Source organism: Natrialba taiwanensis DSM 12281, from assembly GCF_000337595.1.
Classification (GTDB): Archaea; Halobacteriota; Halobacteria; order Halobacteriales; family Natrialbaceae; genus Natrialba; species Natrialba taiwanensis.
The window spans coordinates 60472-86311 of record NZ_AOIL01000009.1 but is presented as its reverse complement, the minus strand read 5'-3'; the positions used below and the strand labels follow the sequence as shown (position 1 = coordinate 86311).

General features: G+C 55.5%; 20 protein-coding genes and 3 pseudogenes. 13 read left to right on the top strand and 10 right to left on the bottom strand.

Annotated elements, in window-relative coordinates:
- Positions 1–392 precede the first annotated feature (392 nt).
- From C484_RS01300 to C484_RS21920, 4 genes and pseudogenes are all read left to right on the top strand, one after another.
- Positions 393–1313 carry an ABC transporter substrate-binding protein gene (locus C484_RS01300; RefSeq protein WP_006824172.1) on the top strand — a complete coding sequence of 307 codons (921 nt, stop codon included), beginning with the start codon at positions 393–395 and terminating at the stop codon, positions 1311–1313.
- Positions 1310–2152, top strand: coding sequence for an ABC transporter permease (locus C484_RS01295; protein WP_006824171.1), 843 nt, complete (start codon positions 1310–1312; stop codon positions 2150–2152). The genes C484_RS01300 and C484_RS01295 overlap by 4 nt, the downstream gene beginning before the upstream one ends.
- A complete protein-coding gene (locus C484_RS01290; protein ID WP_006824170.1) occupies positions 2143–2931 on the top strand; it encodes an ABC transporter ATP-binding protein in 789 nt (262 codons plus the stop codon). The genes C484_RS01295 and C484_RS01290 overlap by 10 nt, the downstream gene beginning before the upstream one ends.
- Positions 2932–3118: 187 nt before the next feature.
- Positions 3119–3283 (top strand): annotated as a pseudogene (locus C484_RS21920) (IS5/IS1182 family transposase); the annotation flags it as partial.
- Positions 3284–3515: 232 nt separating this feature from the next.
- On the opposite strand, the gene C484_RS01285 reads toward C484_RS21920, so the two are convergent.
- The gene (locus C484_RS01285; RefSeq protein ID WP_006824168.1) at positions 3516–4556 is read right to left on the bottom strand and encodes a S8 family peptidase; all 1041 of its coding nucleotides are present in this window, start codon (positions 4554–4556) and stop codon (positions 3516–3518) included.
- Positions 4557–5149: 593 nt separating this feature from the next.
- The gene (locus C484_RS01280) at positions 5150–5581 is read right to left on the bottom strand and encodes a HalOD1 output domain-containing protein (RefSeq protein WP_083867270.1); all 432 of its coding nucleotides are present in this window, start codon (positions 5579–5581) and stop codon (positions 5150–5152) included.
- A 294-nt stretch (positions 5582–5875) separates the two neighbouring features.
- Between C484_RS01280 and C484_RS01275 the strand changes: the two are divergent.
- Positions 5876–6554, top strand: a pseudogene (locus C484_RS01275) (class I SAM-dependent methyltransferase).
- 167 nt (positions 6555–6721) lie between these two features.
- Positions 6722–7135 (top strand): VOC family protein, encoded by a 414-nt coding sequence (locus C484_RS01270; RefSeq protein ID WP_006824165.1) that lies wholly within the window; start codon positions 6722–6724, stop codon positions 7133–7135.
- A gap of 46 nt (positions 7136–7181) precedes the next feature.
- On the opposite strand, the gene C484_RS21915 is transcribed toward C484_RS01270, so the two are convergent.
- The 4 genes from C484_RS21915 to C484_RS01245 form a co-directional block, all read right to left on the bottom strand.
- Entirely contained in the window at positions 7182–7625 is a 444-nt protein-coding gene (locus C484_RS21915; protein ID WP_152422643.1) for a VOC family protein, read from the bottom strand.
- A 677-nt stretch (positions 7626–8302) separates the two neighbouring features.
- Complete coding sequence (locus C484_RS01255) at positions 8303–9241, bottom strand: 1,4-dihydroxy-2-naphthoate polyprenyltransferase (RefSeq protein ID WP_049914953.1); 939 nt, start codon at positions 9239–9241, stop codon at positions 8303–8305.
- A 238-nt stretch (positions 9242–9479) separates the two neighbouring features.
- Positions 9480–10721, bottom strand: coding sequence for a S8 family peptidase (locus C484_RS01250; RefSeq protein WP_006824162.1), 1242 nt, complete (start codon positions 10719–10721; stop codon positions 9480–9482).
- Between the two features lie 630 nt (positions 10722–11351).
- The gene (locus C484_RS01245; RefSeq protein ID WP_049914952.1) at positions 11352–12290 is read right to left on the bottom strand and encodes a PrsW family intramembrane metalloprotease; all 939 of its coding nucleotides are present in this window, start codon (positions 12288–12290) and stop codon (positions 11352–11354) included.
- A 232-nt stretch (positions 12291–12522) separates the two neighbouring features.
- On the opposite strand from C484_RS01245, the pseudogene C484_RS21905 reads away from it, so the two are divergent.
- From C484_RS21905 to C484_RS01225, 3 genes and pseudogenes are all read left to right on the top strand, one after another.
- Positions 12523–13292: pseudogene (locus C484_RS21905) on the top strand (IS6 family transposase).
- Positions 13293–13429: 137 nt separating this feature from the next.
- On the top strand, positions 13430–14179 hold the full coding sequence (rdfA, locus tag C484_RS01230; protein ID WP_006824158.1) for a rod-determining factor RdfA: 750 nt from the start codon (positions 13430–13432) through the stop codon (positions 14177–14179).
- A 2-nt stretch (positions 14180–14181) separates the two neighbouring features.
- A complete protein-coding gene (locus C484_RS01225) occupies positions 14182–15975 on the top strand; it encodes an archaea-specific SMC-related protein (RefSeq protein WP_006824157.1) in 1794 nt (597 codons plus the stop codon).
- 161 nt (positions 15976–16136) lie between these two features.
- Here the strand turns inward: C484_RS01225 and C484_RS01220 are convergent, their stop codons facing one another.
- Both C484_RS01220 and C484_RS01215 read right to left on the bottom strand, forming a co-directional pair.
- Positions 16137–16364 (bottom strand): DUF7860 family protein, encoded by a 228-nt coding sequence (locus C484_RS01220; protein ID WP_049914951.1) that lies wholly within the window; start codon positions 16362–16364, stop codon positions 16137–16139.
- Between the two features lie 71 nt (positions 16365–16435).
- On the bottom strand, positions 16436–17653 hold the full coding sequence (locus tag C484_RS01215) for an inorganic phosphate transporter (RefSeq protein ID WP_006824155.1): 1218 nt from the start codon (positions 17651–17653) through the stop codon (positions 16436–16438).
- Positions 17654–18046: 393 nt separating this feature from the next.
- Here C484_RS01215 and C484_RS01210 point away from each other — a divergent pair, with 393 nt between their 5' ends.
- The 3 genes from C484_RS01210 (at position 18047) to secY (ending at position 21653) form a co-directional block, all read left to right on the top strand.
- The gene (locus tag C484_RS01210) at positions 18047–18946 is read left to right on the top strand and encodes a DUF106 domain-containing protein (RefSeq protein ID WP_006824154.1); all 900 of its coding nucleotides are present in this window, start codon (positions 18047–18049) and stop codon (positions 18944–18946) included.
- Positions 18947–19290: 344 nt separating this feature from the next.
- Positions 19291–19980 carry a hypothetical protein gene (locus C484_RS24855; protein ID WP_394295292.1) on the top strand — a complete coding sequence of 230 codons (690 nt, stop codon included), beginning with the start codon at positions 19291–19293 and terminating at the stop codon, positions 19978–19980.
- 206 nt (positions 19981–20186) lie between these two features.
- Complete coding sequence (gene secY / locus C484_RS01200) at positions 20187–21653, top strand: preprotein translocase subunit SecY (protein WP_006824152.1); 1467 nt, start codon at positions 20187–20189, stop codon at positions 21651–21653.
- Positions 21654–22403: 750 nt separating this feature from the next.
- On the opposite strand, the gene C484_RS01195 is transcribed toward secY, so the two are convergent.
- Positions 22404–22994, bottom strand: coding sequence for a TetR/AcrR family transcriptional regulator (locus C484_RS01195; RefSeq protein WP_006824151.1), 591 nt, complete (start codon positions 22992–22994; stop codon positions 22404–22406).
- Between the two features lie 371 nt (positions 22995–23365).
- Between C484_RS01195 and C484_RS01190 the strand changes: the two genes are divergently transcribed.
- The gene (locus tag C484_RS01190) at positions 23366–24139 is read left to right on the top strand and encodes an SDR family NAD(P)-dependent oxidoreductase (protein WP_049914950.1); all 774 of its coding nucleotides are present in this window, start codon (positions 23366–23368) and stop codon (positions 24137–24139) included.
- Between the two features lie 97 nt (positions 24140–24236).
- On the opposite strand, the gene C484_RS01185 is transcribed toward C484_RS01190, so the two are convergent.
- Complete coding sequence (locus C484_RS01185) at positions 24237–25466, bottom strand: cytochrome P450 (RefSeq protein ID WP_049914949.1); 1230 nt, start codon at positions 25464–25466, stop codon at positions 24237–24239.
- Positions 25467–25840: the final 374 nt, after the last annotated feature.

Below are 25840 nucleotides of genomic sequence, written 5' to 3'. Positions count from 1 at the left end.
CTATCGCAAGCATATTCGTGACCGCTATCGCGGAGATCCGTGAGATGTGCTGACGGGCTGACGACAGGCTGTTGAACGAAGTCGTCGACGGTCACGAGTTCGTCGTCGACAACTGCTGTCGCGGGAGTCGCTCGACGGTCTGACTCAGTGACCGCAGTTGCTGTGACGTTCCGATACCGGGTGTATTCTCAAACTAGCACTATTCCAATAGTTCTGGATCATATTAAAGATGGAGTATGAGATCACAGTAGTTATTATATTCGAGGAATAAGTTATCAACATCGATGGTCCAAACCACGCGACGAAGACTGCTCCAGGGGGCAGGCGCGAGTACGGTTGCTACAACGGGACTCGCCGGTTGCCTCGGTCGAAGTAGTAGGTCCCTCGACTCCATGACTCTCGCGTACGTCCCAATCTATCCGAACATGCAACACTACGTGATGGAACAGGAGGAGTATTATGAGAACGTCCCAGTGGATGTCACTATCGAGCGATTCAGTTCCGGACCGAACGTGGTCAAGGCGTTCGCCAGCGGGGATGTCGACGCTGCGCTCTTCGGGATCACCCCTGCGATGGTCCTCGTCGACAAGGGCACCGACGCCGGTATCCTCGCGGCGAACTCGAAAAACGGCTTCAAGATCATGGGGACGACCGAACTCGTCGATCTGTACGACCAGGAAGGGACGGACACGTTCGAGCGATTCAAGCAGGAGAACGGCCGCAAGATACGATTCGGCGCTCCACCGGATGGGAGCGTCCCCGATATTGTGCTTCGGTACTGGATCCAGGAGGACCTCGATGTTGGCGACGTGGCCGCCGCCATCAACAAGTCGAAAGTCCCCCCGGCGAAAGCGGTCCAGACGATCCAGTCGGGTGACATCGATGCGACGATCATCCAAGAGCCGTTCGCGACGATCATCGGCCAGGATGACGACTTCGGTGAACTCGTCTGGTCCGGGAATATTCTAGAAAACCATCCGGTCACGGTGCTGTTTGCGAACCAACAGGTGATCGACGATAGCGACGTCTCGCAGTCACTGATCGAACAGCATATGGTGGCAACCGAGTTCACGGCGAACTCACCGGATGCAGCCGCGGCCGATGCTGCGTCGGTAATCGGGTCCGGAGTGAGCGAGGATCTCGCTACGGCTGCCATGGACTCACAGGCGTCGGATTTCATTTCGGACCCCCACGCGATCACCGACCAAACCGAAACGATGGGTGAGTTCGTCGCGAACGTCGGCAACATCGAGGAACCGATCGCGACCGAGAACCTGTTCGCGTTCGACCCCTACGACGCTATCCAAGAATGAGCCACCAAACCGACACCAATACCAACACGATGGTCACGGCCAGATTTGAAGGAGACCTGCAGCGGTATCTTCGCGGGCTGGGCGGTCTGCTCGTGTTCCTTCTCGTCTGGTGGGCCGGAGCGATGACGACCCAGCCGTCGTATTTGGTGCCGGGACCGGTCGATTCGGTGCACGCCTTTTTCGACCTGTTCGCAACTTCAACTGCGATTGTGGTCCCCATCTTCGGGTCGGAGTTGGTGCTGCCGACTGGGCCCGCACACCTCGCAGAGACGTTGTTCCACTACGTTCCTGGCCTCCTCCTCGGTGCTAGCTGTGGGATATCGCTCGGGTTGGCGATGGGCTGGAACGGTGCACTCGACGACTGGTTACGGCCACTCGTCCGAGTGCTCCGGCCGATCCCGCCGCTAGCGTGGGTCGTCTTCTCGATCGTCTGGTTCGGCATCCATCACACCGGCGCGGCGTTCATCGTCTTCGTCGGCGCGTTCTGGATCAACTTCTATGGCGCCTACGGTGGCGTCGAGGGCGTTTCGAGCGAATTGACCGATGCCGCGTCGACGCTCGGTGTGGAACGCGACCTCTCGATGTTAAAACTCGTCGCTCTCCCGAGCGCGGCTCCCCAAGTGTTGACGGGGTTCCGGACGAGCATCGGCCGGTGCTGGATGATCGTCGTCGGCGCTGAGTTGTTCGGCGCACCCGGCGTCGGCTACGAGATCATCAACGCTTCGAACAATCTCGCGATGGCGACCAGCGTCGCTTACATGTTTCTGATCAGCCTGGCGTTCCTCTGTATGGACGTTGGGTTCCGACTCGTCGAACGGAGTGTACTTTCATGGCGATGAGTGAGATACCATCCACCGACCAGGAGTTCAGTGAGAAGATCAGCATTCAGAACGTTAGCAAGGCGTACGAGTCGACGCAAGCACTCGATACTGTCTCGTTCTCGGTTTCAGAGGGCGAGTTCTGCTGTGTCGTCGGACCGTCCGGGTGTGGAAAGACCACGCTGTTGCGAGCAATAGCCGGCCTCGATGACCCGGACAGTGGCTCGGTCCTAGTTGGCGGTGACCCGGTTACTGACCCGGGTCTGGATCGGGGAATGGTCTTTCAGGAGTATGCACTGTTCCCTTGGCGAACCGTCCGCGGGAACATCCGATTCGGTCTCAACCGGCCCGCGTGTGAGTGTGCAGACTGCGTGGCACGAGTTCGGGAGTTGATCGATCTCGTCGGGCTCGAGGGTTTCGAGGACGCCTACCCGAAGGAACTGTCCGGCGGCATGAAACAGCGCGTCGGGATCGCCCGCGCCCTCGCCGTCGACCCGGAGATCCTGTTGATGGACGAACCGTTCGGCAGTGTCGACGCGCGGACGCGAGACCGCCTACACGCCGAATTACTAGATATCTGGGCACAGACCGGACAGACAGTCGTGTTCGTCACCCACGACATCGACGAAGCGGTGACACTGGCCGACCGCGTCGTCGTCATGGACGCTGACCCAGGAACCGTGCAGTCGACCATCCCTATCGACGTAGAACGCCCGCGTGAACGGACGGCGCATGATTTCGTCGACTCTGTCGCGGGAATCAGAGCTGAACTCGGGAGTCCGGTGGACACTCGTCACTGACACCTTCTCCCAGCATTGATATTACCACTATATGGATCTAATGAACCACTAGATGGCGTCGACTTCTGCGGTGTGATCCGGTAGTTTGCGGCGCTACTCTGAGACAATGTAGCTTCAGCATCAGTTGTCCGTCGTTCCTCAACCGGAGGGAGCTCGCGGCGATTCTGGATCACTGTTGCTCACCAATATTGACGACGATCGGTACGCTCAGCGCTCACTGACCGAAACCGTCAACTCCGCCGTCAAGCGTTCGCTCGGCTACGCCGCGCGAGCGCATAGCTGGTATCGAGAGTTCAGTGAAATTGCTCTGATGTGTGCCGTCTACAACATCAAGTGTGCCATCAAACAGTGAAACCCACCGCCTTACAGCGATTCAACAAGGCCCACTATTGGTATTGCAGCCAACTGAATGGGGTAACCCACGAATCCGAGCCGAATCTCGTGCTACATTCGCACTATCTCCCTCCCAGGAGAGAATTCCGCCCCTCCCGTGAGTGAGGAGTGTTCCGACGCGCTGTCGGAACCGCCGAACGAACAGGGCGGGAGTGAATCCGACAACGCGGACATAAACCAATATCGAGGGGTTACTTGGCCAGTGCCTTTCCTTCCAGTCTCTCGAGTTCCTCGGTGGCAGTACTCGCGTTGACAAGCCCGGATCCTTGCTGGTCGGGCGCGAGGCTAACGTCTTCTGCGGACGTGGTGAGGAGTTCGCGGATTTCATCGATAGCGAGGCCATGTGCGGCCAGCAACGCTGCCGAACCAGTCACGTGCGGCGTCGCCATCGAAGTACCTTCCATGACTCCATACTGACTGCCAGGAATCGTCGATAACACAGCGGTCCCTGGAGCGGCCAGGTTCACTTCCGAGCCCGTGTTCGAAAACGATGCGAGCGAATCGTCTTGCGCGATCGCACCCACACCGATCACTTCCTTGTGTGCCGCAGGGTAGTCCACCTTCGGGAGGCCCTCGTTGCCCGTCGCTGCAACGAGCAAGAGCCCCTCCTTGTGGGCGAACCGTACAGCTTCAGTCTGTGTCTGCGATGTCTCCTGTTCGGTCACGCTGATATTGGCGACATCATAGCCTTGGCGTGCCGCGTACTCGATCCCAGCAGCGATATCCGCATCGGTTCCCGTTCCCTGGTTATCGAGCACCTTCACCGGATGGAGCGTTGCGGATGGACTCACACCGACGACCCCGATGTCGTTATCGAGTGCTGCGATCGTCCCCGACACGTGCGTGCCGTGGCCGAAGTCATCGGCCCACTCTTCACTGCTCTCTACTGTGGTCTCAACGAAGGCAACACCCTCGCCGATGTTGGCATGTAGGTCTTCGTGCGTGGGGTCGATACCAGTATCGATGACCCCCACGTGGACGCCACACCCGGTCTCGCCGAGTTCGTGTGCAGCAAGAGCACCAACTCGTTCGATTCCCCAGCGGTTCCATTGCTCGACTTCGAGTTCCTCTGGCAGTTGGTGGTCAGGATCGATGTCAGGGAGATCGATACTCTGCGCGGCGTTCGCTTCGACGAACCGGATATCCTCATGGTCATCAAGGGCATCGAGGTTGCTCTTTGCGACTTCGACCGTGGTGATATCCAGCGCTTCGAACTCGTGGTGTACCTCCACCGCAACATCTCTCGCGTGTTCTCTTCCTACCTCAGTCTCATGGCCGACATTATACTGACGCGTCGTCTCTGTGTCGTCTTGTGCTGCAGCCGTTCCGATGCTTCCAAGTGCTACACTTGCGATTCCTGCTGTGGTAGCTGTTCGGAGATATGACCGTCGTCTAACACGTGTTTCGAATTGCGTTTCAGGTGGTTGGTCCATAGACGAACCAATCGCTATATCACCTGAGTAGGTGTTCGTTCACTCACCCATACGTAATAAATATATCATGGTTGGTGTCTATAGGTAGTGTTAAATCCAACGGAAATTGCAATCTAAGAGTGAGATTGTTGGGGAATCTCATCGTGCTCACGGCAGTCATAGTACAGACCTACTACAATCGGATTTCCTCACATGATTGAATCTGACTCACTTAATAATCACAGTTATAATTTACTAGGGGTATCACTCGAGAGTAAGAGCGTTCCAACCGATGAACTGTGCATTTAGTGAGACCGTATCTCTGAGCACCTGAGTGCCACACCCTGTGGCTTCTCGGTGAGTATGTTCGCGCCAGACACTAACTCACAACGTGATCTCAGAGATCGCGAGATCTATCGTTGCTCGGCATAGTTAATGGTATCCTCCCACGCTTCCGTAGCATCGTCCGCCTCCTCCACGATTTCGTGGAGTGTCTTCAATTCGTCGTCGGTGAATGCGTGTCGTCCATTTTCAGCGGATAGTACGACCATTTGATCGTCAGTTGGTTGCCCTTCACTATCGGTTGGAACGTCGTCAACGGCTGTGGTCGCGGCGTACTCCATGAATACATCAACGGTTCTGTCGCCGTGAACTATCACCCAGACATCACTGTACGGAAACACCAGATATGCGCCGGGAAGTGATGTGTCCTCGTGGAAGAGGTTATTGAGTGCCTCACTACTGATCGTTTTTTCGAGCGACGGAAGATCCACGGGATCCGTGTCAATTGCCTCTGCAACAGTGAATACCACTCGAGTTGACAGACTGGCATTGCTATGAGCCATCGTCTGCATACGCACCACTCGAAAATGTAAATAATTTACATGGGAGCGCCAGGGGTTCGTCCCTCCGATCAGTTGATGTCAGCGGTAGGAAAAGCACAGTCACAGTAACTCGTGTATGGCCGAGATTGGTGGAACAGAAAGCAACACCTGTTATTTCAACAGGTAGAAGTGAATGTATAGAGTAGCGATCTGTATGGGAAACCGGTCGAGAAGACCGCGAACAAGTGGAATTCCGATAGCTATGACGAGGGACACTCCTTCGTCTTTGAGTACGGTGAAGGGGTAGTCGATCTACTGGAGCCAGAGCACGGGGAGCGGATACTCGATCTTGGGTGTGGGACTGGACACCTTACAGATCGAATTGCCGAGTCAGGAGCAACTGTCGTCGGTCGCGATGCCTCTGAAGAGATGGTTGAGACGGCCCCACGAAACCTATCCCGAGTATCCATTCGTCAACGAGGACGCCCGAGACTTCTCGTTCGACAATCCGTTCGACGCCGTGTTCTCCAACGCGGCCCTCCACTGGATCCCTGAGCAGGATGCCGTTCTTGAATCGGTCGCCGACGCACTTGTTCCCGGTGGTCGGTTCGTCGCGGAGCTTGGTGGAACAGGAAACGTCGCTGCCATTGTGAACGCAGTTCGTGACGAAGCGGCTGCACGCGGCTACGATGTTGAGAGTCCATGGTACTTCCCGAGTGTCGGCGAATACACCTCGAAACTGGAATCACACGGTTTCGAAACGCGCTACGCGACACTCTTCGACCGACCGACTGAACTCGATAACGGGACCGATGGACTTGCGGACTGGCTCGGTATGTTCGGTGACAGTCTATTGTCTACGATCCCCGATGATGAACAGTCAACAGTCATCTCCTCCGTCGAGGATCGCCTTCGAGAGGACCAGCTTCAGGACGGGACGTGGATCGCGGACTATCGGCGGCTTCGCGTCGTTGCTCGGAAGACCCGCGAGTAGTGACGAACGGCAACAGCGGTTCAAATGGGTTCACCACATATGAAGGGGGTACACTGTTGACAGCCAATCAGTAAGGGAGAAGGTCTTGTGAGCAGAGCAGCTATCACTTTCAGTGTGCTAGGTGAACGTATTTGCCGGCACGCGTCGTCGGTACAGATGGAGGAATTATGATCGAAAAGCTCCGTCTCACCACTCGTCTCGTCGATGACCAGGACGAAGCGCTGCGTTTCTACATCGAGAAGCTCGGCCTCGTGAAGAAAGCGGACGAACCGTTCGGACCCGATAACCGCTGGGTCACTGTCGCAGCTGAACAAGACGACACTGCAGAGATCGTCCTCGAACTCCCCGACTGGTCTGAAGACGAGGAAGAAGCCGACCGTCGAGCCGCGATGGTCGGTGAACAACCAGCACTCGCCTTTACCGTGGACGATTGCCACGCAACCTACGAAACCCTGCGCGAGCGCGGTGTCGAGTTCACGGCCGAGCCTGAAGAACAGCCCTACGGCATCGAGGCCGTCGCACGTGACCTCTATGGGAACGGCGTCGTCTTCGTCGAGCGACCACCAGACGGCGGCGAGTGATTCTCTCGATCCGCTTTCCACTTTCTGACCTACGCGTTTCAACCGGTCATGGTTTACCTATCTCCTGCGACCATTCAGACTCAGGGGAACGGATCAACCCGTCCGGAGGTGCCATCGTTGCGCCTATGGAGGAGATTGGATTACCGTCCGGATCAGCAATTATTGACATATGGCACACACCACTGTCGATGGGGTCCATCAGGATAGTTACCCCTTCATCTTGAAGTTCATCGGTGGCCGTTTCGACATCATCAACTGCCATTGCGACACCACTGCCACTTTCTCCCGGTGTGAAGGGCATCTGCGGGCTTTCCTCTCCGAGTGCGAGCGTGGTCGGTGGGAGAGAAAACTCCGCCCATCCATTTTCGTCATCTACCAACTCCGGCTCTAGTCCGAGTGTATCACGATAGAACGGTACCGATGTGCTGAAATCAGTCACGGTCTGGAAAACGAAATCTGTAGCTTTGACATTCATGGCTTTGGTCTGCAATGTTGTCAACGGAACTCTCACCCAAATATGCGATCCTAGCGAAGCGAAAGTGATCGCTCCCGGCGATAATCCGACAGCTCAGGCAGCACTGCGCGTCTATGCTGGCGCAACAGAGAACGGCGAATTGGCCGCCGATCTTCGCAAGTGGGTCACTGAACTTGAGTAATGATGTCGGCTATTTGATGTCTGCTCGCTGTTGAAGTGCATCCTCAAGCGTGAGTCTGTGCGATTCGGTGACCACTGAACTCGTCGACGAGTCCAGCACGATGGACGCGATCGGGCTGTTCTCTATGTGATGGTCATTTATTCGATAAGTGACTCGATCACGAGAAAGACCTCTTGAGGAGTGGGAGAAGGGATTGCCGCTGTTTGGCCTCCTTATCGTACTAAAAATCATCAGTATGTAGTAGCCCGATTTATTTATGCAGAATGATACCTGAAAGTGAGTCGGGCAGTTCGCTAACTACGTGTGCAAAGTTACCGAGATGGTGTCAGAGTCGCATTGCTTTATTTTGTATCCTCGGCTCTGTTGAATCGCCATACTGCGTTGGATTTCACTGTTTAATAGCACGTTTGATGTTGTAGACGACACACATCAGCGTAATTTCACGAAACTTCATTCTCGATTGTTGATCTGCCCCAACACAGGTCACGTCTCCAGGAGGTCGAGGTCGAGCTTACATCACCAGCCCTACGGCAAACAGCACCGCGTAGAGCGCCAGAAGTTTGCCGGTCGCCTCGAGCGCCGGGTTGAGCGCCTTACCGTCGGTTCTGGACCAGACTGTCCGTGAGATCATCACTGCGTAGGGAAGCGAAACGAGCGGGAGCAAGATGCTCGCGCCGAACCCCCCACCGAGCCAGAACCAGATCGGCGTGAGGTACGCGAGCGAGAGCATCGCGGTGAACTCGATGCGACTCCCACGGTAGCCGAGGCGGACGGCGAGCGTGCGTTTGCCGGTCTCGGCATCAGTTTCCATGTCGCGAACGTTGTTCACGACGATCATCGCTGTGGAGAGCCCGGCAATGGGAAGGCTCGCGAGGAACGCCTGCCGGGTGACGGTTCCGTCAGGAATCGTCATTACAAACGGTTCGACCGCGGAAACGACCTGTATGTAGTAGGTGCCGACGACGGCGACGATACCAAAGAAGATGAAGACGAGGAGATCACCGAGACCGTGATAGCCAAGCGGATACGGACCACCGGTATAGGCCCATCCACAGAAGACGCTTATGAGTCCGAAGACGATGATCGGCACACCGCCGATGGAAACCAGATAGGAACCGGAGCAGATCGCCAGCGCGAACATCGCGAACGCTGCAAGTTTGACCTGCCGAGCAGGAATGATCCCCGCTTGCGTGACACGAGTGAATCCCTCCCGATCCTCGGTGTCCACACCTCTGATCGCGTCGTAGTAGTCGTTCGCGAAGTTCGTTCCAATCTGGATCAACGCGATACCGACGAACGCCATCAGCGCGGGCAACAGTTCGAAAACGCTCTCATGGGTTGCGAGTCCCGCACCGACGATAACTGGTGCCGCGGCTGCGGGCAAGGTCTGCGGGCGGGCAGCCAGCAACCACGCCCTTGTCCGTGACACGTCACCCTCGCCCGTACTCATGTGACAATCATCCGACTCGTATACATGTCAATATTGGCATTGCAGCCAATCGAATGGGGTAACCCACGAATCCGAGCCGAATCTCGTGCTACATCCGCACTATGTATGCAGCAGGTCAGCTGAAAACCATCACTGAGAAGGCTTCACTAAGACTACTCAGTTTCCAGCCAATGTGAGGAGACCTCCGGTCAATAGCAACCGCAAACCGCGAAAAATGATTGTATCACAGGTGGCGTTGTTACTTGGCCAGTGCCTTTCCTTCCAGTTTCTCGACCTCCTCGAGGGCAGCATTCGCGTTGACAAGCCCGGACCCTTGCTGGTCGGGCCCAAGTCCGATGTTTTCTGCGGATGCGGTGAGGAGTTCGCGGATTTCATCGTTAGAGAGGCCATGTGCGGCCAGCAACGCTGCCGAACCCGTCACGTGCGGTGTTGCCATCGAGGTGCCTTCCATGACCCCATACTGATTTCCAGGCATCGTCGATAGCACGAGAGTACCAGGAGCGGTCAGGTTCACTTCGGGGCCCGTGTTCGAAAACGATGCAAGCGAATCGTCTTTCGCGATCGCACTTACACCAATCACTTCATCGAGGTCCGCAGGGTAGTCCACCGGCGGGTGACCGTCATTCCCAGTCGCCGCAACGAGCAGGAGCCCCTCCTCGTGAGCGAACTTGACAGCCTCGGTTTGTGTCTGCGTTGTCTCTGGTTCGCCCACGCTAAGATTGGCGATGTCGTAGCCTTTTCGTGCCGCATGCATGATACCAGCAGCTATGTCCGCATCGGTTCCAGTTCCCTGGTTATCGAGCACCTTCACCGGATGGAGCGTCGCGGATGGACTCATGCCGACGACTCCAAAGTCGTTATCGACTGCGGCGATCGTCCCCGAGACGTGCGTGCCGTGGCCGTCGTCATCGGCCCACGCTTCATCGCTCTCGGCCGTGGTCTCGACGAAGGCAACACCCTCGCCGATGTTGGCATGCAGGTCCTCGTGCGTGGGGTCGATGCCGGTATCGATGACCGCAACGTGGACGCCACACCCGGTCTCATCTCGTTCGTGCGCCGCAAGCGCACCAACTCGTTCGATTCCCCAGGGCTTCCATTGCTCGGCTTCGAGTTCCTCTTGTATTTGGTTGTCAGGATCGGTGTCAGGGAGATCGAGGCTCCGCTCGATGTTCTCTTCGACGAATCGAATATCCTCATGGTCACCGAGGGCGTCGAGGTCGCTCTCTGTAACTTCGACCGTGGTGATATCCAGCGCTTCGAACTCGTGGTGAACTTCCAGCGCGATATCTCTCGCATGCGCTCTTCCTGCCTCGGTCTCGTGGCCGACGTTGTACTGGCTCGTCGCCTCTGCGTCGTCCTGTGCCGCAGCCGTTCCGATGCTTCCAAGTGCTGCACCGGCGATTCCTGCCGTGGCAGCTGCTCGGAGGTACGATCGTCGTCCAATGCGTGTCTTGAGTCGCGTTTCAGTTGGGTTGGTCATAGTCGAACCACTCGCTATGTCCACTGGGTAGGTATTCGTTTAGTAATGAATACATGTTCGGTATTCGATAAGTAGCATCTATAGGGAGTACTAAATTCAACAGAAATTACAACCTATGAGTGAGATTGCGGGGAGTATTATCATGCTCACGGCAATCATAACAACGACCTAATAGCATCAGGTCTACTCACGTGACTGAATCGGGCTCATTGAGCGATTACAGTCCTAGTTCACTATATAGGTCACTCGGTGGAAAGGACGTTCCAACCGGCGACGTGGGATGCGTAGTGACGCCGTACCCGCTGGTCAGCTGATTCTCACACTGCACGGCCACTGAGTGAGTCTGCTCTCCTCACGGAGTTTCTCTGCTCGCCGGGCAATCTGGTTGAGGAACGAAAGGCGTTGTTGGTACTGGGTTTCGTAGGCGACACATGATCGAAGAGTCTCCATACCGATGGTCATCGCGATTCCCGTGTCAATGAGCGGGGGATTCGAGCGACTCGAGGCGTTGTTGTGGCGTCAGTGACTCAACAGTGCAAGCAGTCTCTGACATCGTCGGATCCTCTCACCTCTCTGAGGAGCAAACAACACCACCATCCTTTAGCCGGGTTCGCAGTACGAGGGTATGACCTACGAACCCGCCGTCGTCGGTGCAGGTGAGCCATCACTGGGTGCCTGCTGCTGGTACCGAGAGAGCTTCTTATACAGCAATAGTCCGATACCACCAACGTAGACGACTGCGACGACAAGTCCGACGACGCCCGGGAGGTACGTCACGAGGGTATCGTAGATTCCGTGGAGGACCGCGGCGATGAGCAATCCCTTGATGACAATGGGAGCATACGACTCTGGATTGGCCTTCGCGAGGCCGAGGTAATACCCGGCCAAGGCAGTAAGGAACACGTGGAGCGGCACAGCGGGCACCCGCCCGATCGCCCCGCCCACGGCCAGTGAGAGTGCTGGATCGCTCGCCGAGCCTTGTGCAACTGCCCTTGCGATGTATTCCGAACTCTCTAAGGCAGCAAAGCCCAGCCCCGCGGCGGCCCCGTAAAGTGCCCCATCAAGAGCTGTCCGAAAGCTCGAACGCTCGAAAGCATATAGCCGGACAGCCGCCCACTTCACGAGTTCTTCGACCGGCCCGACGACCAGGAGTAAGGTCAGAGCCGTCCCAATGAGAGGAATATGGTCGATGATAGACTGAAGACTGCCCTCAACCAGGATGGCGATGCCGGCGAATGCCCCGCCGAGGAGGAACGTTACGACTAGCGCTTTGCGCGAGACCGTCGTCGGATTAATCCGTCGGATATACCAGACGATAAGCAGACCTCCCACCAGAGAGAGCACCATCACGCCGCCGAGCCACGGATACTGGACCAGCTCGGTCCCGACGGCCCCAAGTGGGTGTGCGGCAAAGAGTATGGCGATCACAGCCGCGAGGAAAACCCACCACCGACCAATGAATCCGGAGGCCCTGACCGCAAGATGATCGAGTCTCGTTCGCTCTTCCCAGGTCGTCACGTCGTACTGCTCCCTGTCGTCAATGCTGTCTTCTGGATCATCTGAGACCATGCACCAACCGCGAGAATAATCTATAAAAATATTCTCGATGGTAATCGGAAACACTTACTTATTGATGAAGATAATGAGGGAATAATCGCGTGAAAAAGTCTGTGAGTTATATGTGAACTACCCTATTTGATCACGGCTGACGCCGCTCGCCGTGAGGAGTATGAGTACGACATGGCACCGTCTAGTTAGCGCAGTTTGAGGAACGAGCAGGTCGTAGAGTTAGTTTGAATCCATGCTCGCAGACCTGCTCAGCAAGAGCTACGCGGCGGAATTTGATGAATGTTGGGAGCGTTCGCCGTCCGGCTCCACGCGACCGGTTGTTCGCTTCGAGAAACACAAGCGATTCTTCGCTCACTCGGCGTTGAACGCTCTCATCAAGCAATCTGGCACTGGGTACATCGCCTGGCTGACAGCGTCCCAGACCCGCTGACGTCCACGAGAGCGGCGCTCTCGTGCGGCCCATCAGAACGCTTTGCGTTCTGAGGACGGCGCAGCCGTCGCGGGTCGCGGTTGATGAAACCGCTGTCAGGATTACTAGCATCCGATCTTGGGTGTACGCTGCAATAGACCTTGACACGAAGCTCATTCTCGATGTAGCGCTCTTTGGACGGCGAGGCACCGATCCANGCAATAGACCTTGACACGAAGCTCATTCTCGATGTAGCGCTCTTTGGACGGCGAGGCACCGATCCAGCTGCTGCGTTTCTGCATGGACTTACCGAGAAACACGATCTCTCCGACGCTGAATTTCTCGTCGATGGTGCTGGCTATCTGACTGCCCTCTCTCGATTAGGATTGAGCAGTCACCTCAACTATGTCGATCGAAACCACATCGAAAAGTGGTTTCATACCCTCAAAATGCGGATTGACCGCTTCCATAACTCATGGGTCAGCAGTCGGGCGAGCGTCAGAGAATAGCTTGAACAGTTCGTACACTACTATAACACGCAGCGGCCGAATCAGTCACTCAACGGACAGACGCTAGCGGAGGGGCTAAACTAGACAGTGCCCCGCGAGCGATACGTAACTTCTCGAACGGTTGGATACGCAGATATCGGTGAGTGTCGCGGATCGTTCATCCGTTCCCCAGTAATCACGTTTATTAACTGGCAGACCCACCCTTCGTGTAGACCAAACCAATGGGTTGCAAGATCGATTCTCTTATTGAACGCCACGGCCTGACAGTGCCCGACGTAGGACACGAATCTGTCGATGAGTATCTTGTAGCACGATGGACTGGATCCGATGGCCGGTCCGCTGACGGATACAAAGCCCTCACCGAGTGGTTCAACAAACGACTCCTGAAACAGTTGTACGAAGAGCACGGACGCGACACGGTGTCTCTCCATATAGACCGCGAATACGAGGTTATCACCGGTGACGCGGACATTCAGCGTGACGAGCTAGCTGCTGATCTCGCTACTGATGGGCTTGATATTGACAATATTACGGATAAAATGGTGTCGTGGAGCACGATGCGTCACCACCTCAAAGGCTGTCTTGAGGCCGAAAAAGAGACGACGCCAGCTGAAACGGATTGGGAAGCGAACACCGTCCAGATGGCGCGAGATCGAACTGTCGAAAAAGCACGGTCCGTGCTCTCATCGCTTGCGTCGAAAGAGCGTCTCCGAGATGCGGAGCAAGCCGAAGTCGACGTGCAGGTCAAACTGAGTTGTCCGGACTGTTCTGTCCGGGTGCCCTTTGAGGATGCCGTCGAACGCGGATATGTGTGTGATGCACACGCCGAAAATGAGCCTGAAGAGCCAGTGAGAGAACGTCTCAGCAACAAGTTGTCAGTTATTGCAGCCCCCTACATGGTCGCCGAAGCGCTTCAAACGACGTTCCTCGGTGAATCCCTCTTGGAATCGGCTGTCGTTGTGCCGTTCTAACCATGACGTGGCATCTTTCGCTCGAGAATATCGCGGGTATTCGAGAGGGTGCGGCCTCCATTGAGCCCGGGGTCAATGCAGTCCGCGCGAGTAATTGGCAAGGTAAATCGAGCTTTCTCGCGGGAATAAAGACCGCCTTCGGCACCGTGAAGCCGTTGACCGAAGGACAGTCAACCGGTCGAGCCGTTTTGGAAACTGACGATGACAACGACGAAGTCGTTGTCGAGTTAGAACGAACGAACGGGACCGTCTCGCGGTCTGGCAACCCCTACCTCGATGAGGAATACGATCGCATCTGTGCGTCATTATTTGCCTTCCTCGGCGAGGAAAACGAGATTCGACACGCAGTTCGAGTCGGCAAGAACGTAGAGTCGGCTCTCACGCAACCCCTGGATTTCGAGAATATCGACGAACAAATAGCGGATCTACGGGCTGAACGCGATCAGGTCGAACACGAACTCGAGCGGGCCGCACAAGCCGCTGATCGCCTCCCACAACTCCAGCAGCGAGTCACTGGTCTAGAGGGTGATCTCGAGGAGTTGCGGACTGAACGCGAGAACCTCGATTCTGACGCTGGTGCCGAAAGCGACGCTCGCGAACAACTCAGTGACTTCCGAGCGGAACGGGACCGACTGACGGCGAAAATCGACCGTCTCGAGACGACCGCCGAGCGCGTTCGCGACACCCTCTCGGAAAAACGCGCCGAACTGGAGTCGCTTACCGTGCACTCGGGTGATGCGGTCGAGACTGAACTCGAACAACTCAACGATGATCTCCGCGATATCGAACGAGACAGGGAACTATTGCAGTCGGTCTACGAGGCGAACAAGCGGGTGCTCGATGAAGGGCGTGTCGAACTACTGACGGCGGTCTCTCACGATATGCTAGCGGATTCAGTGACGTGTTGGCTCTGCGGAAACGACGCGACACGCGACGATCTCGAGGCGCAACTATCCGTACTCGATGATCGGATCGCTGAACTCCGCTCACAAGCTGCCGAGATACAAGATCGCGTCGACGAACTCGAAGCGAAACAAGACGAGTTCAAGACGGCACAGCGCCGGGAGACCGACTTGACCGACCGCATTGGAGACTTGGAATCCCGACTTGCTGAGACAGAAGAGAGCCTCGAATTAGCACAGGAGCGACGAGACGACCTCGACTCTCGGATCACCGAACTCGAGGCGGAAGTCGATTCGACTGACGATCGCATCACCGATCTCGAAAGCGAGATCAAGTACACCGAGGCGGAACTAGCTGATGCACGCGCTGAACTCGACGAATCGGAGTCCTTTGCGGAACAACGCGATACGCTCGAAGAGGAGTATGACGCGTTGGCCGCCGATATCGCGGACCTCCGTAATCGCAAGGAAGAAATCAAGCGTCGGACGCGTGAGGCTTTCTCGTCGGCGCTTACGGATTTGCTCGAACAGTTCGATACAGGATTTGAGACGGCACGTCTCACGAGTTCATTTGATCTCGTTGTTGCACGCGAAGGACGCGAGGCTCAACTGGACGCGCTGAGTGAGGGCGAACGGGAGTTGCTCGGAATTGTCGCGGCGCTTGCCGGTCACGAAGCGTTCGAAGTCGGCCAGCGGGTACCGGTGATGCTTCTGGATGGTCTCGGTGGGCTCGCAAGCGACAATCTACAAATCTTGGTCAAATACCTGGCTGACCGGGCTGAATACCTCGTTCTCACGGCGTATCCCGAAAACGAAGGGTTCGATGCGAACGAGCTTTCGCCGTCCAATTGGCAGGTTGTGTCGCGTGAGTCGGATGTCGAAGCAACACCCTGACGGCAGTCTCTGATTGACGGAGCAGAGATTGATCCGTTGAAGCAGTCTGGATACGGCTCTTTGGAATCATCCCGATCATATTGACATCTGATCTGTTGAATAGTAGTCGGTAGGGTGTGGGAGCTGTATACATGACCCCAACGAACTGCTCTCTTCGGGACTTAGTCCGTAAGCGGGAGGAAGATTCCGAATCCGAAGACGGAGAAAAACCCTGTTGCGATACCGATCACCATCGAATCGAAGAGTGCAGTCTGTTCCCAGCCGGGGAGTTGTCCGATGAGGGAAGGGCCGACTGCAGTTCCGATCGCACCGAGGAGAAAAAGGGCGACCCCGAGAAGGAACCCTCGCTTGGTATACGTTGCGTAGTCGAGTCTCATATTGTGCCCCATACTGCGGAATGAACGGAGGCTCAATAAAATCGGTTTCGACTCAGAGACCATCGATCGACTCGTTTTCTGACCTATCCACCGCCAAGCAGCGCGTTCAAGAGGAGGTAGAGTGCGTAGCTAATAATTCCAGCCCCCAGCATCGATCCGACCCAGGATCCGACCGTAATGCCCACTTTTCGTGGTGAGACACCGCTCCCACTCGACGAGTCCGCGGCGAGTCCGCTCCCGACGATACTCGCGATCATCACTTTGTTGAACGAGATCGGAATCCCCAGGACGATTGCGAGCTGTGCAATTAAAAACGCGGGTATGAGGGCTGCAATCGAGCGCCTCGGCCCGAGTGTTGCGTACTCGTTCGAGACTGCCTGAACGAGTCGCGGACCTCGGATCCATGCGCCCAGGAGAATTCCGCCGCCACCGAGCGCAAGTAAGAAAATTGCGGGCATCTGCAGGGTCGTTTCGAAGATCGTCTCGAGTGGCCCGGTCGCCAACCCGACCTGCGTGCCTCCACTCGTGAACACGACGATAAGCCCCAGCGCGACGAGGAACTGATTGATCCCGGTCGCCTCGTCTCGCTGTAGTAGGGCCCGTGTAGCGGCAAGTGCAACGAGGCCACCGATGACGCTTACGGCAATCATCCCCAGCGTGTAGGAGCCGACGACGGGAGTTGGGAGTAGATCGTACGTGGTGGCGAGATATCGAGCGACCGATCCCTGTGCGCCGCTCGGTGATGGGATGATTGTTAGCTGGATGTTCGCCAGCGCGTAACCGACTGCGCCAGCAAGGAACGGGATCCCGACGGTTTCGGGAAGACGGTCGCTTTGGAGGCCGCGTGCGAGCCCGTATGCGAGAACGCCCTCCACAATGGGAATCGCAAACCAGAACTCGAGAATGACGATGTATTCGTGGACTGCGAAACCACCGCCCAGTGCGATTCCGACACCGACCATCGCTCCGGTAACGGTGAATGCAGACGGGATTGGAATCCCATACGAGTTCCCGATCGTGATCAGGCTTGCAGCGGTCAACAAGGCCGCTGTTGCTGCAAGCGGTGTGATCGTGACATCGGTGACGAGATCTTTGCCGATCGTCTCGGAGATACTGCCGCCCTGTAGTATCGCGCCGAATCCGGCTACCACGCCGACCAGGAGAGCTGCTCGGAGAACCGAAAGTGCGTTTGCACCGACGGCGGGAGCCACGGGTGCCGAGTTGCTGTTCCCGCCGACTGTGAACGACATGAATAGGGCCGCCAGTAGTGCGATCGGAAGAACGAGGATCGCGGACGCCATCGATCTATGCGTGCCCCACTCGTACTCGCCAGTGATGCATCGAGATCGTTTGATGACGACTCGGTGTTCTCATCTCTTCGGGATCACGCTGCAAATCGGATGAATCCATCGAAACCACGCATATCGGCGCTCGTTGTGCCAATGTTCTGTATAAGTAATGGAACTCCAATGCGTTTCAACGAAGGTGACGGCACCGCAGCATTCCAAAGCGTCTTTTGAACCCCACCGACGCTCCGATGGTCAATTCGAGCTAACCGTGAGGTAACAACCACTCAGTGGTTGTCAGAGAAACGGTGGTCGACGCTGCGACTGTTCACCTGCTTGGAAGGTCTATCTGGAACGATCTAAACGGAAGAGTTGATAACCGTCCGATTCAACCATCGAAGTAACTGTATGCCCGGAGAGCAGTTAGAGGAGTTTATTGGGAATCCAGCGATGCGTGAGTCGATCGCTATTATCCTCGAGCGGAGCGACGGCGGTACTGAAGAGCTTCAGTGGAGTGACGTGAGTGATGCAGTATCGAGTAGTCAGTGGGGACGGTTGATCCGAGAAGAAGTGCTTGTCGCGGGGGGAACCGGATTTACACTGGCGAACCCCGACGAACTGGAACAGCGGTTAGGAGTAACCGATCGTTCCGTCTCCAACGAGAGCAGTAGCATCGACATTGAGTCCGTGTCGTGGGACTGGTACGATAAAGCGGCGGGGATAACTGCGCTGGCTCTCTTCACCGGCTATTGGAACACTGGTATTCGAGATTTCATCGCATCGTTCGATAACGTCCTGCTTGCGCCGATCACAGCGCACCTTCCGTTTCATATTGTGATACTGTTGCTTGCTATAGTGACCGGACTCTATTCGACCCTCTTGCAATCGAGGCTGATGGATACCGAGAAACTCCAGCAGTATCAGGAACGGATGAACGACTTGAAAGAACGGAGGGAGGCGGCCAAGGAACGCGGTGATGAGGAGGCGCTTGAGCAGATCCAGGAAGAACAGATGGAAGCCGCGAGTGACCAGCTGGGGATGTTCAAAGTGCAGCTTCGACCGATGGTCTGGATAATGCTGTTGACAGTTCCAGTGTTTCTCTGGCTCCGATGGAAGGTGCGGGGCGGTCACTTGGGAGTTTCAGAATCGGGAATGGTCGTTCCGATTGCTGGTGCTGTGTCGTGGCAAGAGGCTCTCTTTGGGCCGATGTCGACGTGGATCGTCTGGTACTTCCTCTGTTCGATGGCTTCCCGGCAGATCATCCGGAAAATATTCAACCCCCGATCCACCTCCGCAGCCACATCGTAACAACGACTAAGTGATTGTTTCCGAAGTACTCTCTCCCGGCTCGGTAGCCCTGATTACTCGTTGTATCGGTGAGGTGCTCATTTTCACAGATACGGATCGTTCGGCGGCTCAGCGTCGGATGCCAACGCCGTTTGAAATCAGATGGGGGTCTCGAGTGCGGCACCTGCAGATGGTGTCACGTGAACGGTAGCTTAGCCTTCCCTTGCTGGCTCTATTCGTTTCCGCAGTCACCGGGACCCACAGCACCATCTCACATTGTACGTTTTCGCGGCCTTGTCAACGAGCAGGTGTTTTCGCGAGTGTGAACAGGAACGTATAACTCGCACCGTTAGGTTGGTTTCACTATGCCCTCGATCAGTGACCGCTTCGAATCACCCCTTTCAACGACCGTATTTCTCGTTGGGACGCTCCTCGTGATTTCGGGAGCGATCGGGATTCTTCTCGATATCGTGTCGAAGCAGACCGTGTCCGGATTGGGAATGTGGACTGATCTAGACCTCGGAATAGTCGGTGTAATCACCGTCACTGGTGCTGTTTTCAAGAACCATACACAACAATCTGCAGAACCAGTATCGGATACCGACCACCTACCCACCCGTCCCAAACGGGAAATCTACATCACACGGTCTCTTCTCGAGACGCTCTTTCAACTTGCCCGTCAAGCTGAGCCGAACTCGCTTTCAATCGGTCTTGCAACGACACCTGCAGGCGAGTTGAACGGTGCTGATGGCGTATTCGACATGACGCCAGTTTTCACCCATCTGTATCTGCCAGAACAGCCGAACTCGGTCAGTTCCGTCTTCGGAGTTGATCTGCATACACCGCCTCAGCGCACGCAGGGACGATTCGTCACGCACCCGTTTTCGGAGCTTCGATTGACCAAACGTGACGACTTGCATGAGATCGTCTTCGTTGCTGTCCCGCCGTGGGATGAAACATCCGTTGGGGCATTTGATCGAGCCGGTCGCCGTCACTCACTACGCATACTAGAAGCAGTGCCGCCCGAAGAACCGCTGCCACAGCCAAAACAGTAGTATTTTTGTCCCCGACTCATCAACCTCTATTCGAACGTCACTCAGTCGTATTAGCTACGGTGGCAGGGAGCGAATAGTCTCGTTTCGCTGTCGCCCAACCGCGCTAGAGTGACAACGCTATCACAATCCATGAGAGGAAACAGTACTGCCGTCTGTCTCCGACGGTCGCATTGTTGTGAATTACGTTGCCACGCTGAACGGGATTTATGAGTTGGAAAGAAACCGCTGAGCCTATCCTTGTCCGGATGCCGGCCGTTCGTAGCCCTGAGGGCCACGTTCCTTTTCGACGGAAACTCGCGTGGACGGCGGGAACACTTGTGCTGTACTTCTTCCTGTCTAATATCTACCTTTTTGGTGCAAACCAGGGAAGCGATATCTTCGCTCAATTCCGATCGATACTCGCGGGCGGTCAGGGGACGGTTCTTCAACTTGGAATCGGTCCGATCGTGACAGCGAGCATCGTCTTGCAGTTGCTTGGCGGGGCGAATTTGCTCGGGCTTGATACGGAGGATCCCCGCGATCAGGCGCTGTACCAGGGATTACAAAAGTTTCTCGTCCTCGTAATGATCTGCCTTACCGGACTGCCAATGGTATTCGCTGGCGGGTTCCTTCCCGCAGACCCGCAACTCGCTCAAACACTGGGGGTCTCACTGGGAGTGATCAAGTGGTTGATCTTCTTCCAAATCGCTGTTGGCGGCGTTCTCGTCCTGCTTATGGACGAAGTCATCAGCAAGTGGGGTGTTGGGAGCGGTCTCGGCCTGTTCATTGTCGCCGGCGTAAGCCAGAAACTCGTTGGTGGGCTCATCGCGGTCCCCGGTATTACCGGACAGGATTCCGGCATCCTCACGACGTGGGTTCGAATACTGATCGGTGATGTTTCAGTGGGATCCCCATTTACAGCATACGGCCTTCAGTCGCTGATATTCGGGGTTGGAAATCTCCTTCCATTGTTCACAACCCTCCTCATCTTCGGACTTGTCGTGTATGCCGAAAGTGTTCGCGTCGAGATCCCCCTCTCGCATGCACGGGTAAAAGGCGCTCGCGGGAAGTTTCCGGTGAAACTCATCTACGCAAGCGTTCTACCGATGATCTTTGTCCGGGCAATCCAGTCCAATATCCAGTTCTTCGGCCAGCTATTGCACAGTCAGTTGCGCGACGGCTTGCCGACGTGGCTCGGCGTCTATAATTCGAATGGCCAGCCCATCGACGGCCTGTTCTATTACCTCAATCCGATTCACAGCCCTCAACAGTGGATGTGGTGGGCAGGTGCTGCCGGTCATTCCCCGTGGCAGATCTTACTACGTGTGTTCATCGATCTCGTATTCATGATCGCTGGCGGGGCGATTTTTTCGATTTTCTGGGTCGAGACCGCCGATATGGGTCCCAAGGCAACGGCCAATCAGATTCTGAACTCCGGAATGCAGATTCCTGGTTTCCGGCAGAATTCCAAGGTGATGGAACGAGTTCTTGAGCGCTATATCCCGCAGTTAGCTATCATTGGTGGTGTTCTTGTTGGGTTGCTTGCTGTGCTCGCGAATATGCTCGGAACGATCGGCGGCGTCTCTGGCACATCGCTCTTGCTTACGGTGAGTATCACGTACAAGCTATACGAGGAAATAGCCGAAGAGCAGTTAATGGAAATGCATCCGGTAATGCGGCAGATGTTCGGCTGAGTCACGTCTCATTCCGGTCCCCGTTTCTCACGCTGATCGTCATTTCAGAAGCGGTCCGGCCGCAGTTTTGCATTCTTTGGATCTTAGAAACACGCCATCAGAGCTGCGGTAACGGGAAACAGATAGAGAAGGGATGGTAACCGAGACCCGTAAATCAGGGACATCGCTCACACGGTTCGCGCCACTCGGAAACGTTCCACTCCGTGTGTTCGACGAGTTCGACTATGAACTCGGCCGTGAGTAATCACCACCGCTTTCTTCGAACTTGTTGTCGGAAACCACGGTACTGAAGAATACCAAACGCGATTGATGATTTCGAATAACAATGGCTTAGGGGGTTGTTATTGCCGACGCTGTAGGGCGACCCCGCGGCTGGAGTCTTTCAGATACCGTCCGAGAATATGATTCCTCTGTGTGTATCCGGTTTTGGACCACCCCCTACGAACGTTCAGCACCGATAGTAGCCACTGAAAGTCAGTGCACATCTGACCGTACGACAGCTGTACGATTAGTGAGTAAACCGTTTCAGTTGCTACTATAATTCAACGACATTGGTAGTGACTCCTGAACGGGCACCCCATTTCGTGGAGACGAATGGCAACGCTCGTAGCGTATTCTCCGTCCACTTGTTTTCCCATGGTTCTCCTAGATAGCCGCTATAGCTCTCGTTAAGCAGGTTTTCAGTATTCCCCAAGTAACACAACGACTGTTCGGTCCTCAAACAGACGCAGATAGACAGTGCCGAGTTCGTCACAGTAACATCGCGTCGACATATTCACTCGCAGTCTGACGCGCTGTTTCGAGTTCCTCGATATCGTTTAGAACGACTGCTCGAGTACGGGCACCGTCAACGATGGTCATCAACGAGTGGGTCACGTGGGCAGCGTCCACGTCGTTGAAGACACCTTCGTCGATGCCGTGGTTGATAACCGCTTTGAGCGTATACTGAATGTACTCGTCGTTTTGCTGAAATCGGTCGCGAAAGACATCCTGGTAAGGTGCCTGACTCCGCATTTCGAGCAACGCTATCGGAAGGTCCAACCCTTCCTGCGGTTTGACGAGGAGCTGATCGAGCAGTAGTTCAAGCCGCTCTTCTGCGTCAGTCGTCTTGATATCTTGGATCGAATCGGCAAACTCCTTCAGGACGTAATCGAGAAAAGCCGCAAGGAGTTCGTCTTTCGTATTGTAGTAGTAGTGTACTGCAGCCGTTGATTTACCGTATTCGTCTGCAATTCGTTTCATCGTCAGGTCAGCATAGCCGTGTTTGTGAAGGGCCCGATAGACCGCCTGCATGATCTCCTCGTGTCGCTCCGAGAAGGCCTCGTCCCATGGATCACCCATTTGATACTGCTTTACTCTACGGTTTGATAACCGTTATGACCCACCAACGAATTCTCCAGATAATACCAACTAATTAGCCCAAAATAATCCGCTAAATGCCGTTAGTAGCGATATCTCGTAAATATTCCTTGCCCCAATTTATTGACTGACTAATTAGTAATTGAATTGTGAGTACTTCGGATAACGGTGCTGCCACTACAATCCTCAAAACAATGTATTGTTCCCATATCCACTGAATAGGCTGATTTCACTCGTTACGACGAGTACTGCTGGACAAGTGAGCGGTCAGTGCGAGTGGAACTATTGTCACCGATCACCCACAGCCAAAGGGACTTATTTACTGAACAGTTAGTTAGCCCCGAGGTATAATCGTGAATGGATTAGATGGGAAGACAGCCGTGGTAACGGGAGCGGGATCCGGAATTGGACGTGCGTCGGCAAAACGTTTCGCTGCGGAAGGAGCAAATGTGAGTGTCGCGGATATCGCTACGGAAACCGGTCGTGAAACAGTCGACGTAATCGAGGACGCCGACGGTGACGCGACCTTCGTCGAAGTGGATGTCTCCGATTTCGAGTCGGTCAAGCGAATGGTCGATATCGCAGTCGACACGTACGGAAGCCTCGATTTCGCGCACAACAATGCGGGCATCCTCACGGGGTTTGCCGAGGTAACCGACATCGGAGAAGACCAGTGGGACACACTCCTCGAGATCAATCTGAAAGGCATCTGGGCGTGTCTGAAGGCCGAGCTCCCCGTCATGGAGGAGCAGGGAAGCGGTGCGATCGGTAACACAGCATCCGAGTCCGAATTAGTAGGGATGGGCGGACTCGCCAGCTATTCGGCCAGTAAACACGGCGTCGTCGATCTCACCAAAACGGTTGCCCTCGAGTATGCCTCGAGAGGGATTCGGATCAATGCGATAGCACCAGGCCCGACGAAAACGAACATCCAGACCAATTCGCCGGGAACCGATACCGACCCTACGTCGATGCCGTTCGATACGTCGGCAATGACCGATGTCCCGATGGACCGCGTCGCAAAGCCGGCGGAGATGGCCGGTGCGGCTGCGTTCCTCTATTCCGCTGATGCGTCGTATATTACTGGTCATACGCTCCCCGTCGACGGCGGCCAGACAGCCGACTGAGAGCCGCCTCTCTGCGTTTCGTCCTGCCCGGTTAGTGCGGCGATCGCTCGGAAACGGCGTGGTAGTGGGTGTAGAGTACGCGAAGCCGTCGAGAGAGTTATTTTGCAGGTGAAGCGGTTCTATTCACCTCACAGGGGAGCGATTTGAGACCGTATAGACTGTATAGCGGATCGAGATTCGAGAGATCCGCATCCAGCCGGTCGAAGCGTTCGAGCAGTTGCTGCATGGCGACGTCTGCTTCCATCCGTGCGAGATGTGCGCCTAAGCAGAAGTGAACGCCCATTCCGAACGCCATGTGCCGGTTCGGACGCCGCTCAGGCCGAAATTCTTCGGGTGTATCGAAGACCTCCGAATCGCGGTTTGCGGCTCCCAGCCAGAGCGTGACGGCATCTCCGGCCTGAATCTGTTTTCCGTTTAGCTCGACATCCGCTATGGCAATACGATTTAGTGATTGGACCGGAGACCGGTATCGAAGTACCTCTTCGATGACCTGTTTACGGCCGATCGCTCCCGTACGAACCGCATCCGTCAATCCCTGTTCTTCGAGGGACCAGATCGCGTTGGTGAGGAGATTCGTCGTGGTGATGTTACCCGCGAGGAGCAAGAGTATACAGAATCCGACTTTCTCCTCCCTGGATAGTTCCTCCGTGTTCGCTGCGAGCGTGATAAAGTCGTCACCGTCGCCTCCGCGTCGCTCTGCCACTAATTTCGTGAAGTAGTCACTCATCTCCTGTCGGGCCTGCTGGCGCTCCTGCTGAATCCGCTGTATCTCCGTTTGAGTGCCGTTTTTAGGCCGCGCAATGAGCGCATCCGACCACGCTTTGAACTGATCGCGACGTTCAGCAGGGATGCCCAGTAATTCGGCGATGACTGTAACGGGAAACGGAATCGCAAACTCGTCGACGAAGTCGAACTGTTCCTCGCCCGCAAGCGCGTCTAATACGTCCTCGGTCACCGCCTCCACTCGAGGTTGGTACTCCCGGATTGACCCCGGCTGGAATCGCTCGTCGACAAATCCTCGAAGCCGGTTGTGTTCCGGCGGATCAGCCGTGATCATCGTCTGGAGCATTCCCGTATCGTCTTCGGCGTCACTCGAGAACTCGTTGTCTTCCCGCGTTCGGCGAGCCGTAAACGCGTCGTGATCCTTCAGCACGCGGTCAACATCCTCGTACCGGAATATATCCCACATCTCTCGCTGCTCATCGAACCGAACCGGGTCCTCAGCACGCATCTCAGCGTACCAGTCAAACGGCGAGAGTTGCCCTTCTTGACTTCGGATGGCTTCGGGAGGCTGTTCCACTCCGACGGGTAGATCGGAGGACTGCATGTGTTTACTGACTATTCAGTCAATCATAGTCTTTTTGGTTTCGTCATCAATTAAAATAACTAAAACAAACTCCTGTGACAGCCACAAGCGGTTTACCTCGTCGTCCACGACCTGGGCCGCTAGCTGGGCGGGTATTGAACTCGTCGGCACACTTGGCACTCGACACTGACTCTTCACCGCTGTCCGCTGAGACGATCCCTTCTGATTTCATACCGAAAACCCTGTTTAGACGGAAGCGAGACGACTCACACTACAGGTCTGTCAAGTCTGGCGGGACGCTGCGTATGTGTCGATTTACTCACTGGTCCGTGGGCTGGTTATGTTCTCAACCGGTCTATTTATGTACTTATTGAATAGTTAGTTAGTAATGGATA

Excerpts from the sequence above, each read along its gene's own strand:
- C484_RS01300 (WP_006824172.1), top strand. The coding sequence starts at position 393 with ATGACTCTCGCGTACGTCCCAATCTATCCGAACATGCAACACTACGTG.
- C484_RS01295 (WP_006824171.1), top strand. The coding sequence starts at position 1,310 with ATGAGCCACCAAACCGACACCAATACCAACACGATGGTCACGGCCAGA.
- C484_RS01290 (WP_006824170.1), top strand. The coding sequence starts at position 2,143 with ATGGCGATGAGTGAGATACCATCCACCGACCAGGAGTTCAGTGAGAAG.
- C484_RS01280 (WP_083867270.1), bottom strand. The coding sequence starts at position 5,581 with ATGGCTCATAGCAATGCCAGTCTGTCAACTCGAGTGGTATTCACTGTT.
- C484_RS01270 (WP_006824165.1), top strand. The coding sequence starts at position 6,722 with ATGATCGAAAAGCTCCGTCTCACCACTCGTCTCGTCGATGACCAGGAC.
- C484_RS01255 (WP_049914953.1), bottom strand. The coding sequence starts at position 9,241 with ATGAGTACGGGCGAGGGTGACGTGTCACGGACAAGGGCGTGGTTGCTG.
- C484_RS01250 (WP_006824162.1), bottom strand. The coding sequence starts at position 10,721 with ATGACCAACCCAACTGAAACGCGACTCAAGACACGCATTGGACGACGA.
- C484_RS01245 (WP_049914952.1), bottom strand. The coding sequence starts at position 12,290 with ATGGTCTCAGATGATCCAGAAGACAGCATTGACGACAGGGAGCAGTAC.
- rdfA (WP_006824158.1), top strand. The coding sequence starts at position 13,430 with ATGGGTTGCAAGATCGATTCTCTTATTGAACGCCACGGCCTGACAGTG.
- C484_RS01225 (WP_006824157.1), top strand. The coding sequence starts at position 14,182 with ATGACGTGGCATCTTTCGCTCGAGAATATCGCGGGTATTCGAGAGGGT.
- C484_RS01220 (WP_049914951.1), bottom strand. The coding sequence starts at position 16,364 with ATGGGGCACAATATGAGACTCGACTACGCAACGTATACCAAGCGAGGG.
- C484_RS01215 (WP_006824155.1), bottom strand. The coding sequence starts at position 17,653 with ATGGCGTCCGCGATCCTCGTTCTTCCGATCGCACTACTGGCGGCCCTA.
- C484_RS01210 (WP_006824154.1), top strand. The coding sequence starts at position 18,047 with ATGCCCGGAGAGCAGTTAGAGGAGTTTATTGGGAATCCAGCGATGCGT.
- C484_RS24855 (WP_394295292.1), top strand. The coding sequence starts at position 19,291 with ATGCCCTCGATCAGTGACCGCTTCGAATCACCCCTTTCAACGACCGTA.
- secY (WP_006824152.1), top strand. The coding sequence starts at position 20,187 with ATGAGTTGGAAAGAAACCGCTGAGCCTATCCTTGTCCGGATGCCGGCC.
- C484_RS01195 (WP_006824151.1), bottom strand. The coding sequence starts at position 22,994 with ATGGGTGATCCATGGGACGAGGCCTTCTCGGAGCGACACGAGGAGATC.
- C484_RS01185 (WP_049914949.1), bottom strand. The coding sequence starts at position 25,466 with ATGCAGTCCTCCGATCTACCCGTCGGAGTGGAACAGCCTCCCGAAGCC.